This is a genomic window from Streptomyces sp. CNX435 (genome assembly GCF_059570575.1).
On record NZ_JCANTA010000006.1, the window covers coordinates 213,723 to 225,938 of the forward strand.

9 protein-coding genes and 1 tRNA gene are annotated in these 12,216 nt (G+C 76.0%); 3 read left to right on the forward strand and 7 right to left on the reverse strand.

Translation table 11 applies throughout. The features are described from left to right. Nucleotides 1–26: 26 nt before the first annotated feature. Both T328_RS13600 and T328_RS13605 read left to right on the forward strand, forming a co-directional pair. Complete coding sequence (locus T328_RS13600) at nt 27–998, forward strand: maleate cis-trans isomerase family protein (RefSeq protein ID WP_496496264.1); 972 nt, start codon at nt 27–29, stop codon at nt 996–998. An 82-nt stretch (nt 999–1,080) separates the two neighbouring features. After that, complete coding sequence (locus T328_RS13605; protein WP_496496265.1) at nt 1,081–1,821, forward strand: maleate cis-trans isomerase family protein; 741 nt, start codon at nt 1,081–1,083, stop codon at nt 1,819–1,821. A gap of 130 nt (nt 1,822–1,951) precedes the next feature. Here the strand turns inward: T328_RS13605 and T328_RS13610 are convergent, their stop codons facing one another. Beyond that, nucleotides 1,952–3,712 carry a putative bifunctional diguanylate cyclase/phosphodiesterase gene (locus T328_RS13610; protein ID WP_496496374.1) on the reverse strand — a complete coding sequence of 587 codons (1,761 nt, stop codon included), beginning with the start codon at nt 3,710–3,712 and terminating at the stop codon, nt 1,952–1,954. A 446-nt stretch (nt 3,713–4,158) separates the two neighbouring features. Between T328_RS13610 and T328_RS13615 the strand changes: the two genes are divergently transcribed. After that, nucleotides 4,159–5,526, forward strand: coding sequence for a M6 family metalloprotease domain-containing protein (locus T328_RS13615; RefSeq protein WP_496496266.1), 1,368 nt, complete (start codon nt 4,159–4,161; stop codon nt 5,524–5,526). A 98-nt stretch (nt 5,527–5,624) separates the two neighbouring features. Here T328_RS13615 and T328_RS13620 read toward each other — a convergent pair. From T328_RS13620 to T328_RS13645, 6 genes are all read right to left on the reverse strand, one after another. Beyond that, a tRNA-Lys gene (locus tag T328_RS13620) sits at nt 5,625–5,698 on the reverse strand. A 75-nt stretch (nt 5,699–5,773) separates the two neighbouring features. Further along, nucleotides 5,774–6,154 carry a DUF8844 domain-containing protein gene (locus T328_RS13625; protein ID WP_496496267.1) on the reverse strand — a complete coding sequence of 127 codons (381 nt, stop codon included), beginning with the start codon at nt 6,152–6,154 and terminating at the stop codon, nt 5,774–5,776. A 110-nt stretch (nt 6,155–6,264) separates the two neighbouring features. Beyond that, a complete protein-coding gene (locus tag T328_RS13630) occupies nt 6,265–7,818 on the reverse strand; it encodes an AAA domain-containing protein (RefSeq protein ID WP_496496268.1) in 1,554 nt (517 codons plus the stop codon). Then, nucleotides 7,815–9,341: a hypothetical protein gene (locus tag T328_RS13635; RefSeq protein WP_496496375.1), complete on the reverse strand. Its 1,527-nt coding sequence runs from the start codon at nt 9,339–9,341 to the stop codon at nt 7,815–7,817. The genes T328_RS13630 and T328_RS13635 overlap by 4 nt, the downstream gene beginning before the upstream one ends. 5 nt (nt 9,342–9,346) lie before the next feature. Beyond that, on the reverse strand, nt 9,347–10,741 hold the full coding sequence (locus T328_RS13640) for a hypothetical protein (RefSeq protein ID WP_496496376.1): 1,395 nt from the start codon (nt 10,739–10,741) through the stop codon (nt 9,347–9,349). 291 nt (nt 10,742–11,032) lie between these two features. Beyond that, nucleotides 11,033–12,097, reverse strand: a complete 1,065-nt coding sequence (locus tag T328_RS13645; RefSeq protein WP_496496269.1) for a phosphatase PAP2 family protein — start codon at nt 12,095–12,097, stop codon at nt 11,033–11,035. Between the last annotated feature and the right edge of the window lie 119 nt (nt 12,098–12,216).

Here is a 12,216-nt window from a genome sequence, read left to right on the forward strand (position 1 = left end):
GCCCTCCGTACGAACGGGGCATCCTCATGGACGTCTCTTTTCTGGGCGGACCACAGCCACAGCGTGGTGTCGGTGTCGTAGCCCCTTTTGATTTCGCGCTCGACCGCGAGCTCTGGCGCTGGGTGCCGGACGATGTGTCCCTGCATCTGACGCGCACTCCTTACGTCCCCGTCGAGGTCAGCCTGGACCTGGCCCGGCTCGTCAGTGAACACCAGACCCTGCGCGAGGCGGTGCAGGCGCTCACCGCCGTCACACCCGAGGTCATCGCCTACGCGTGCGCGTCGGGCAGCTTCGCCGACGGCCCCATGGGCGAGCACGCCATGACCGCGGCGATGTCGTCCGCCGCAGCGGTGCCCGCGCTGACGACGTCCGGGGCCATGCTGATGGCGCTGAACGAGATCGGCGCCCGCCGCGTGGCGATCGTCACGCCCTACACGCCCTCGGTTACGGGCGCCCTGGAGGAGTTCCTCGAAGAGGGCGGCATCGAGGTCACCGGGCGGGCCAACCTCGGCCTGACCGGGCAGATCTGGCGGGTGCCGTACCGGCAGGTCGTCGAGATGGCCCGGCTCGCCGTCGCGCAGGGCTCCCCGGACGCCCTCTACATCAGCTGCACCAACCTCCCGACGTACGACGTCATTCCGCAGCTCGAAGCGGAGCTGCGGATGCCGGTGCTGTCGGCGAACCAGGTCACGGTCTGGGCCGCGCTGCAGCGCATCGGCAAGGACGCCGTGGGCCCGTACCAGGCGCTGCTGGACCCGGCGGCGCGGCTCGGCTGGGCGTCGATGGCGCCGCCGGACGCCACGGTGCTCCCCGACGTCACGGTGCTGACGGACGGGCCGGTGCTGCCGCCGGAGGTCCCGGCGCTGCCCGCGGAGGTGCCGTCGCCGCAGCCGCCGCCCGAGGCGGCGCTGGCCGGCTCCGCGCAGTCGCCGGACTCCGACGCCGGCGACGCCGTGGAGCCGCTGTGGCCCGACGATCCGGGGCAGCGGCCGGCGTAGGCCCGGCGCGCGGAACATCCACAACCCGGCGTGGGGGAGGACCCACGCCGGCAGACGCACGTTCACGTAGGACGGAGGCAGTGTGCAGCAGACCGCGAAGGCGACGGCGACCGTCGGTTTCCTCTACCCCGGGTACTCGGCCGAGGACGACTATCCCCGCATCCAGGACATGCTCGGCGGGGACACCGCCCTGCCGCTCGTCCACACCGACATCGGCGTGGACGCCCACCGCGTGGACGCCCTGCTGGAGATGGGCTCCGCCGCCCGGCTGGCGGCGGGCGTGGACCGGCTGAAGGCGCAGGGCGCGCAGGCGGTGGTCTGGGCGTGCACCAGCGCCAGCTTCGTCTACGGGCCGGACGGCGCGCGGGAACAGGTGGCGGAGCTGTCCGCGACCGCCGGGCTGCCGGCCTCCAGCACGTCGTTCGCGTTCGCGCACGCGGTGGCGGAGCTGGGCGTGCGCCGGGTGGCGGTGGCGGCGACGTACCCGGAGGACGTGGCGGAGCTGTTCGCCGTGTTCCTGAAGGCGGCCGGCGCCGAGGTGACGTCGACCCGCGGCAGCGGCATCATCACCGCCGCCGAGGTGGGCACCTGGGGCCGCGACGAGGTGCTGCAACTGGCCGCCGCGGGCGACCACCCGGACGCGGAGGCGGTGCTGCTGCCGGACACGGCGCTGCACACCGCGGCGTACGTGGCGGAGGTGGAGGCGGTGCTCGGCAAGCCGGTGCTGACGGCGAACCAGGTGACGGTCTGGGAGGGGCTGCGGCTGCTGGGCCGCCGGGCGGCGGAGCCGTCGCTCGGGCGGCTCTTCGCCGGGGCGGACTGAGCGCGTACGGGGCGGCGCGTACGGGGCGCGTGTACGGGGCGGCGCGTACGGGGGCGGACCGAGCGCGTACGGGCCGGGCCGACGGCCGTACGCCCGCCGCCCAGGGCGGCGCCGCCCGCCGGCCGCCGCCCTACAGCAGCCGCTCCACCCGCTCCGCCGGCACCGCCCGGGAGTAGAACCAGCCCTGGGCCGTGTCGCACCCGATCCGGCGCAGCCGCTCGGCCTGCTCGCCGCTCTCCACGCACTCCGCGGTGACGCTGATGCCCAGCCGGTGCGCCAGGTCGACCAGCGCCTCGACGATCGTCTCGTCCGCCGGACTCGGGTGCTCCTCGGAGCTGAAGCCCCGGACAAACGATCCGTCCAGCTTCAGCGCGGACACGGGCAGCCGGCTGAGGTAGGCGAGGTTGGAGTAGCCGGTGCCGAAGTCGTCGATGGCGATGCCGACGCCCATCTCGCTCAGCTCCTGCAACGCCTGCAGCGGCCGGCCCGCCGAGCCCATCACCGCCGACTCCGTCAGCTCCAACTGCAGCAGCCCCGGCGGCAGGCCCGTCTCGTCGAGGATCTCCCCGACGTCGGCGACCAGGTCGGAGTCCCAGACCTGGCGCACGGCGACGTTGACGCTGACGAACACCGGGTCCGCGGGCCGCAGCCGGCGCCAGCCGGCCGCGCGGCGGCAGGCGGTGGCGAGGACCCAGCGGCCCAGCGGCACGATCGCGCCGTTCTCCTCCGCCAGTCCGATGAACCGATTCGGCGTCAACGTGCCGAGCTTCGGGTGCTGCCAGCGCACCAGCGCCTCCACCCCGCGCACGCTGCCGTCGCCGAGGTCGATGAGCGGCTGGTAGTCGAGCGTGAACTCGTCGCGCTCGATGGCCGGGCGCAGCGTGGAGGAGAGCGCCTGCCGGGTCATCCGGTGGGCGTTGCGCTCCGGGTCGAAGAGGGTCCAGCGGGCCTTGCCGTCGGCCTTCGCCCAGTACAGCGTGGTGTCGGCGGCCTGCATCAGCGCCGTCGCCGTCTGCCCGCTGACCGCGCGCTCGACGACGCCGATGCTGGCCGAGACCGCCAGCCGCTGCCCGGCGAGGTCGAACGGCTCCGCCAGCGCGTCGAGCAGCCGCTGCGCCAGCTCGCCGAGCTGTTCCGTCCCCGCCGACCGGGCCACCAGCACCGCGAACTCGTCGCCGCCGAGCCGGGCGACCGTGATGCCGTGCTTCTCGGCCTGGCCCGCCTCCGCCGTGCAGGCCACCAGCCGGCGGGCGACGGCGGCGAGCAGCCGGTCGCCGACGCGGTGGCCGAGGGTGTCGTTGACGGCCTTGAAGCCGTCGAGGTCGAGGTACGCGAGGCCGATGCGGCCCCGCGCCCCCCGCGCCGCCCCCGCCCGCCCCTGCGGCCCGCCCTGGCCGGCGTCCCGGCCCGCGCCGCCGTGCTCGGCACCGGGCTCCTCGGCCTGCCGGGCCTCCTGCAGCGCGCCGGTGAGCCGCTCGAAGAACAGCTCCCGGTTCGGCAGCCGGGTCACCGGGTCGTGCATCTTCAGATGGCGCAGCTTCGCGCGCAGCTCGCGCTGTTCCGTGACGTCCGTCAGCGACAGCAGCGCCCGGCCGCCGGACAGCGGGGTGAGGGTCATCTCGACCGACAGCGAGCGCCCGCCCGCGTCCTTCATCCGCCGCGTACAGCGCAGCGAGGCGCGCCTGCCCTGCAGCACGTCCACGAAGCCGGCCCAGCTCCACGGCTCGTCGCGCAGCCCGGTCAGCTCCGCGGCCGAGGCGCCGGCCAGCTCGCCCTCGCCGGCGCCGAGCAGCTCCAGCATCCGGCTGTTCGCGGCCCGTACGAGGCCGTCGCCGCCCACGACGGCCATCGCCAGCTGTGCCCCGTCGAAGGCGGCGCGGAAGTCGTCCACGGGCGCGCCCGTGGCGAGGTGACGTTCCGTGACCGCCTGGAGTGAGGTCCCGGGCCCGCAGCCCGGCCCTTCGAGAGATACGCTCACCGCTCGCTCCCGCCCGTGGGGACCGCTCGGCTCCGCCGCTGCAGAGCCACAGCGCTGGAAATGTGCCCGATCATAGGGCTACCGGCTGTGTCGATCCAGTGACGCCGCTACGGCGTGGAAAGTGCTGAGCCGGATGGGGCCGGGAGTGATCGCACATGGCCGCCTCCTGCCGGGCGAATGACCAGATGTGACTTTGTGTTACCCGCACATGCTCCTGATCTCCCCTCCCGTCCGGCACCCGAGTCACCCGTGTGGGGCACCGGAACAGGACGGGCGGGAACAAATACCAACAAAGTGGTCTGTGTTCCCTACTCTTCCGAGCCGATGAGGTCGATGTGGCCCAACCATCCATACCCCCTGTGGAACAGGACCAGTCGCGCGCGTTGCACCGGGTCGCCGCCGTGGCCACTTCGCTGTGCGCCGTGATGGCCACCTCCCTCGTCGCCGACCCGGTCACCGCCCAGCCCGGCCACCCCTGTGCGCTGGCGCGCACCGCCGCCCACCACTCCGAGGGAGTCGCCGGCTGGGACCCGGCCTATCCCCGGCCGCGGAAGACCCTCGACGCGGTGATGGTCTTCCTTTCCTTCCCCGACTCCGCGCCCCTCACCTCGCCGGACGAGCTGACCGCGGACCACTTCCCGGCCACCTCCCGGTTCTTCGAGCGTGCCTCGTACGGGAAGTTCCGGCTGCGGGTGGACGCGCACGACCGCTGGATACGCATGCCGTCGGACTCCCTGTCGTACGGCATAGCCCGCGACTGGGATCCGGCGGCGCGCGCCCGGTTCCTGAACGACGCGGTCGCCACGGCCGACCGGAAAGTGGACTTCCGCGACTACGACGTCGTCTATCTCGTCGCCGATCCGGACGCCCCCGGCGTGGATTCCGACGCCACGAAAGTGGTCAACTTCGAAATCCCGATACGCGCCGACGGTACCGACCTGCACCGCATCGTCACCGTTTTCGAGCGGCACCCGCCCGACCGCAACGTCCTCGCCCACGAGACCGGCCACGTCTTCGACCTCCCCGACCTCTACCACCGCCCGGTCGACGGCAAGGCCGACTGGGACACCCACGTCGGCGACTGGGACCTCATGGGCAGCCAGTTCGGGCTGGCGCCCGACCCCTTCGGCTGGCACAAGTGGAAACTCGGCTGGCTGGGAGACGACCAGGTCGGCTGCGCCGTCGGCGCCGGGTCGGACCGCTTCACGCTGCAGGCGCTCTCCGCCCCCGTGAGCCCGCGGACACCCCCGCACGGTACGGCGGAGGCGGGTGCGCAGAACGGGACGGGAGCAGACGGCGGGGCCGGGGAGGACGGCGGGGCGGGAGGGGCTCCCGGTCGGGGAGGGGCGGGGGAGGACGGCAAGGGGGCGGCCGTCCTGCGGCGCGACACCCGGCTGGTGGTCGTGCCCACCGGCGCCACCAGCGCCGTCGCCGTCGAGGCCCGCGGCCGGTACGAGAACGACCGGTACGCCTGCACCGAGGGCGTCCTCGTCTACCGCGTCCACACCGGCACCGACTCCGGCGGCGGCCCCGTCGAGGTCGTCGACGGCCACCCGCGCTCCGCGGCCTGCCACGACACGTCCGTCTACCCGCCGCTCGCGGACGCGCCGCTGGGGGAGGGCGAGAGCCTGTACCTGAAGCGGGAGGGCGTGCGCGTGCAGGTCACCGGGCGATCGGCGGACGGGGGGTGGGGCGTACAGGTCGAGCGGGACGCGAAGCGCGGGTGACCGCGGGGCCCGTCACGGCACGGGCCGTACAGGCCGTACACGCAGACCGGGCGCTCTCGGATATCCGAAAGCGCCCGGGTCGACGGTCCTGCGTGCTGTACGCCGTCAGGGACTCGAACCCCGGACCCGCTGATTAAGAGTCAGCTGCTCTAACCAACTGAGCTAACGGCGCCTGTCGACGAGGACGACCTTAGCACCCGCGCCCCGGAGATCGAAAATCGGTATTCTGCCGGGCCGCGAGGCGGGGTCACAGGTCCGACGGGGACCCCGTGCCGCCGTTCGCGAGGAGGTCCCGGCCGTACTCGACCATCCGCTTCGCGTAGTCCTCCGTCCAGTCGGCCCGTTCGGCGATCGCCGCCGGCGTCAGCCGGTCGAAGCGCTTGGGGTCGGCCAGCTGCGCCGCCGCCATCGCCTGGTACTCGATGGCCCGGTCGGTCGCCGCCCGGAAGGCCAGCGTGAGGTCGGTGGCGCGGGCCAGCAGCTCGCCGGGGTCCTCGATCGCCTCCAGGCCGAAGAAGTGCTCGGCGTCGGGCTCCGCGAGCGGCGGCTCGAAGAGCAGCGCGGCGGGGCGGCGCGGGGTGCGCCGCTGCTCCGTCCGGCCTGGCCGAGCCGGGTCCGGCTCCGTCATAAGGATCCTCCACTCGCCTTGAGGGCCATCGCCCATTCTCCCCCGCCGCGCAACCCCGCCCCCGCGCTCCCCCGCAGGACCGCCCGAACGGGCGCGGGCGGCGCCGGCTTTCACGCCCGTACGCGATGGTCCGCGAGGTGCGCCAGCACCGCCTGATGCGCCTCCCAGCCGTCCGGGAACTTCACCGCCGCGCCCAGCTGCACCGGCTCCGTCGACGGGTGCTCGTCGAGCAGCTCCGGCACGCCCGCCCGGCACACCACGACGCACGCGTGCCGGTGCCGCGAGGCGAGCACGCACAGCCGGCCGGTCTCCAGGTGGAACGCCGTCGCGTCCGGCCGGCCGGCCAGCGGGTGCAGCACCACCGTGACGTCGAACTCCATGCCCTGCAGCCGGTTGGCGGTGTCCACCGTGACCGCCCCCGCCGCCTCCCCGGGCACGGCCCGCGCAAGCGCGCCCCGTACGGCCGCGGCCTGGTCCCGGTGGGCCGTGCCGACCGCGATCCGGTCCGCGGTCAGCGCGCCCTCGCCGCGCTCCGACGCCGTCGTACCGCGCCGCTCCAGCAGCCGCCGGACGACCTGCGCGACCGCCGCCACCGCCGCCGGGTCGGTCCGCGGCATGTGCGCGGCGGGCAGCTCCAGCAGCCCCCAGCCGCTCGCCGCCGCCTCGTCCACCACCCGGTCGGCGCCCGAGCCGTCCGACCGCCCGGCGAACGTCAGCCGCCGCTCACCCGGACCCGTACCGCTGCGGAACGGCGTGAACGGGTAGAACGCCCGCGACACCAGCGGCGCGGCCGAGGCCGGCAGCCGCCAGGACACCGGCAGCCGGTGCTGCGGCAGGCCGGGGTGGTGCGCCAGCAGCGTCGTCACCGCGCTGGCCGCCGGGTCCCAGGCCAGCCCCGACCACTGCTCGGCGCCGACCGCGCTGAACGGGTCGAGCTGCCCGGGGTCGCCGACGAACAGCGCACGCTCGAAGAGCCCGCCGACGGAGAGCAGCGCGTCGGAGCGCATCTGGTACGCCTCGTCGACGATCGCGTGCTCCCAGCGCTCGGCGCCGGCGCCGTCCTTCGCGCGGGCCGCCGCGACGAAGGCCCACTTCGCGGCCGTGGAGGCGATGACCGCGAGGCCGTCGAGGCCGGCGAGGCTCGCGGCGGTACGTACGGACTCGTGCCGGTCGAGCACGGGGTCGTAGGGCCGGGGGTCGCTGCTGTGCAGCCGGCCGACGGGCAGGTCGGGCTGCTCCCGGGCGATGCGGTCGACGAGGTCGTCGACCTGCGCGTTGGTCTGGGCCACGAGCACGAGCCGGCGGCCGGCGGCGGCCAGCTCGCGGGCGGCGCGGACGACGAGGGTGGACTTGCCGGCGCCGGGCGGGGAGTCGACGAGGACGCCGCGGGACGGGCCGTCGAGGGTGTCGCGGAGGATGGCCTCGGTGGCGAGCCGGGCGGCGGAGGCGGGGTCGAGGCCGGGGTCGGCGCCGGGGTCGGCAGGGGTGCCGGGAGCGGGGGCAGCGGGCCGCGGGGCGAGCGTGACCGCGGTACGCGGCTGTGGGCCGTGCCGGCCCGGCCCGGCCGCCTCGCGCGCGCCCGTCGGCGGGCCGTCCGCCCCGCCCGTCGCCCCGTGCGTCCCGGCCGAGCGCCCGCCCGGCCCTGTCCCCGGCCGCGTCGTCACAGGAAGTCCTCCGCCGTCACCCGGTCCGGCTCCTCCGCGGCCCGCCCCGGCGGGCTGCCGTGCGTCCACGGGACGTCCTCGGGCTCCGGCAGCGCCGGCCCGCGGCGGGCCGTGTGCTCGAACAGCGTCCACACCACCCGGTCTCCCGGCTCCGGCACGGAGCCCTCAGCGGGAGCGCGCGAGCGGCCCATGCCGTCCTGCAGTTGCACGGTGACCCGCCCCTCCCCGTACCCGGCGACGAGGGCCCGCTGCGTCCGCCCGCCGGCCAGCTCGCGGTAGACCCTGCCGCCGTCCTCCAGGTGCGGTGCGTCGTCGGTGACGACGGTGACCAGCGGCCGGGGCATCGGGCGGCGGCCCTCGGAGTACGTCATCTCCACCGATTCCGTACGGCACACGAACGCCTGCCCCGCGAGCCGCCGTTCCGCCATCGTCAGCGGGTCGTCCAGCGCCTCCTGGGCGTCCAGCTCGGCCAGCGCGCGCTCGCGCCGGGCCAGCTTGCGGGCGGCGGTCACCGCGTCGTCGCGGCGCGGCTGCGGGGGCTCGCCGGCGCGCAGCCGGTCGCGGTGGGCGGTGAACGACCAGCGGTCGCCGAGCCACCGGCCCGGGACGTGCGCGCCGCCGGGCAGGGCACGCAGCAGGTCGTACGACCGCCAGACCGCGTCCCACGTGGGCCGCAGCCGGCTCTCCACGAGCCGGGCGACGGCGTCCTCGGCGGCCAGGGTCGCGGCGGCGTCGCCGGCGGCGCGGGCGCGGTCGTAGCGGGCCATGGCGGGGGCGAGGAGCCGGTTGTCGAAGGCGGGGTCGGTGGCGGGGCCGGCCGGGGGCACGAGCAGTTGCCCGTCGGCGTCGCGGCCGGTCTCGGCGCGCTCCGCGGCGGCGGCGCCGTCGGTGATCCAGGCGAGCAGGGCGCCGAGGTGCTGGTCCTCGACGGTGCTCTGGCCGGTGGCCCAGTGCCGGGCGAGCAGCTCGGTCGCCGACAGCAGCAACGCGGCGCCGGGCACCCGCGCCCGTTCGCCGTAGTGCGAGAGCCACCGGCCGAGGAGCGGTACGCGCGGGGGTGCGGGGTGCGGTGTGCCGGGGTCGTCCTCGGCGGTCCTGCGGAAGCGCATGGAGCGGCCGAGCAGGCGCACGTACTCGACGCCGGCGCGGCTGGGCACGAGCAGCTGCGCGGCGTCGGCACAGGGCTCCTGGGCGGGTTCGGCACCGCCGTCCCTGTCGCCGTCGCTGTCGTCGGTTGCGGTGCCGCCGTCCTCCGCGTACGACTCGATGTACGGCAGCACCTCGGCCGCCAGCTCCGCCAGGAACGCGAACCGCAGGTCGCGGTCGCGCGGCTGCGGTACGACCAGCAGGCGCGGGTGCGCGCGGTCGCAGCCGACGAGCGCGCCGAGCGGGGCGGCGGCCTCGCCGGCGGCGGTCATGGGGACGAGGACGAGCGGCCGGTCGGACAGGTGGCGGTGCCGGACGGTGGCGAGCGCGGTGGCCCGCCCGGCGGCCACGGCCTCCGCCCGCGCGAGGGTGACCATGAGGCTCACGCCGCACCACCCCCCGCCTCCGGCGCGGAGCCGGGAACGCCGGGGCCGGAAGCGCCGGGGGCCGCGCCGGGTCCCACACCGGGGGCCGTGCCCCGGGCGGCAGCCGCCGCGGCCAGCGCCTCCGCGCGCAGCGCCGCGGCCCGCCGCACCGCGGCCACGGCGGGGTCGGCCGGACCGGGCTCCGGCCCGGCCGAAGCCGGGTCTGCCGGGCCGGGTTGCGGCTCGGGGCCGGGCCACGCCGAGGGCTCCCGGTCCACCGCGGCCGGTTCCGATCCTCGTGGCTCCTGCGCCACGGCGGCCGCCTCCGCCGCTCCCGCCTCCGCCGCTCCCGCCTCCGCCGCTCCCGCCTCCGGCGCCGCCCGCCGGCCCGACGCCGCCGCCACGACCTCCCGCACCGTGCGCAGGCCGCCCAGCTCGCTTCGTACGCCGCGGCCCAGCGTCGTCACGTCCCCGCGCTCGCGGGCCCGGGCGCGGCAGTGGAACGCCAGCTCGCACGCCGCCAGGCACTCCGGTGCGTACGCGGCGTCCACCGCCTCCACCGCCGCCGTGAGCCGTGGCGGCGGCTCGCGGACGTCCAGGCTGAGGTCCGCCGGCAGCGCCGCGGCGATCGCTTCGAGGCGGGTGAGCCGGGCGAGCTGGCGGCGGGTGGCGGCGAGTTGCGTGCGTACGTCCACGGGCTCGGCGACCGGCTGGTTGGAGAAGTCCTTCGGGCACACCAGCAGCACGCTGTCGCGCACCTCGCAGTGCTGCTGCAGCGCCAGCACGTACACCGCCGCCTGCCGGGCCGCGGCACCGACCTTCGCCGGGTCCGCGGAGCCGTCGAGGATCGGGAAGGACTTGATCTCGGCCACCGTGCAGCGCCCGTCCGGCCCGATCACCGCCGCGTCCGGCTCCAGGTACACCGGCGCGCCCGCGACCTCCAGGCTGACCATCGGGTGCCGCAGCAGCGTCCAGCCGCCGGATCGCACCGCCTCCGCGAGGGCCAGCCGGGTGCGCTCGGTGCGCCCGCGGGGGCCGGGGGCGGTGAGGTCGGGGACGTGGACGGCGGCGGGGTCCGGCGGGGTGTCGCCGGTGCGCTCGGCGAGCAGGCTCAGCAGCTCGGCGCCGTCGTCGGCGGTGATACGGGCCTCGAAGGCGTTGCCGCGGGCGAACGCGAACTGCGACTGCCCGAACGGCGCCGGTCTGCCCAGCGCCTCGGCCAGTGCGCCCTTGTCGATCCCGGCGCCGTCCAGCAGCGTCCGGCGCCGGCACCCGGGGTTGGCCGCCAGCGCGGCGAGCGCCCGCGCGTCCAGGGCGCGCGGCGGCACGTCCGCGCCGCGCAGCGCGTCGAGCCGGCGGCGCAGTGCGGGTCCCGACGCCCCGTCGGCCTCGCGTTCGCCGGTGTGGGCCAAGTCACCCTTAGCGGTCGTACGTTCCACGCGCCGCAGTCTGGCACGCCGCACCGACACCGCGGTCGCCCCGGGCCGGTAGCCGGCGACGCGGCGGGGGCGCCGGCGCGTCGACGCCCGTGCGCCGAGGGCAGCGGCCCGCCGCGGGCGGGCGAGCACGCCCTGCGCCGAGGGCGTGTGCCGCACAGCGGGGGCACACGCGCCGTGCGCCCACGTCGTCACCGTCGCCGGTGCGAGGCACGTATCCGTCGGCCGCCGCGCCCCCGCCCGCCCGGTACGCCGGCCGCCGGCGCCTCAGTACGCCAGCCTCTGGCACATCAACTGCGCCGCACCCCCGCGCTGCTCCACCGGCGCACGTCTCCCGCCCGGCGGCGTCGGCGGGTCGCCCGGGCCCGGCGCGTCGTCCGTGGCGCGTGGGCTCGGGATGTGTGGCGCGTCCGGGGCGTCGCCGGCCAGGCCGCCGCCCGCGCCCGTGCGGACCTTCTCCGGGGCGCGGTCGTCGGCCGGTACCTCGGCGCCGTCGGCGTCGTCGGCGTCGTCCGCGGCACCGTGCCGCGGGCCGCCGGCGGCCACCACGCCGCCGCCCGCTGGCGTCCCGAGGCCGCCGATGCGGGAGCCCAGCCGGTACACCCGGCGGCGGATGCCGTTGGCGATCCGCAGCGACGGGCGGAGCAGCAGCCAGCCGATGCCCATGACGGCGGCGCCGGCGACGGCGTCGAGGAAGTAGTGGTTGGCGGTGCCCATCACCACGATGGTGGTGACGAGCGGGTACGCGACGCCGAGCAGCCGCACCGGCGTGTGCGGCGCGTGCCGCCACAGCACCACCGCGCACCACAGCGCCCAGCCCACGTGCAGGCTCGGCATCGCCGCGTACTGGTTGGTCAGGCCGCCGAGCCCGCGCGGCGCGCTCGCCTCGCCGCCCCACCAGCCGTAGTCCGAGTACTGCGCCATCGTGTCGACGAACCCGTACGCCGGGTCCAGCAGCCGCGGCGGGCAGGTCGGCATGAGGATGAAGCCGACGAGGGCGACGACGGTGGAGAGCAGCAGCCAGGTGCGGTAGCGCCGGTAGTGGACGCGGTGGCGGAGCCAGACCCACACGAGGACCACGGGCGTGACGACGTAGTGGAGTGACGCGTAGATGAAGTCGGCGGGGACGCCGAGCACCGCGTGCGCCGTGAACAGTCTGTTGAGCGGGTCCTCGAAGTTGATGTGCAGGGTCTTCTCGATGTCGAGGAGCGCGAGGCCGTTGTCGACCGCCATGGGCACGTCACCGCGGGCCAGTAGCCGACCCATCGAGTACGCCACGTACACCACGACGACGAGCAACAGCTCCGTCCACCAACGCTGCCTCAGTCGCATGCTCCAGGCACTCCGTCTCCGCTTCCCCGCTACGGGCCGCCCCACGTAGCCCACGGTCAACCGTACGGTGTACGTCAGCCCACCGCACGGTGTATATCCCGTCCACCGAACAGTGGAGG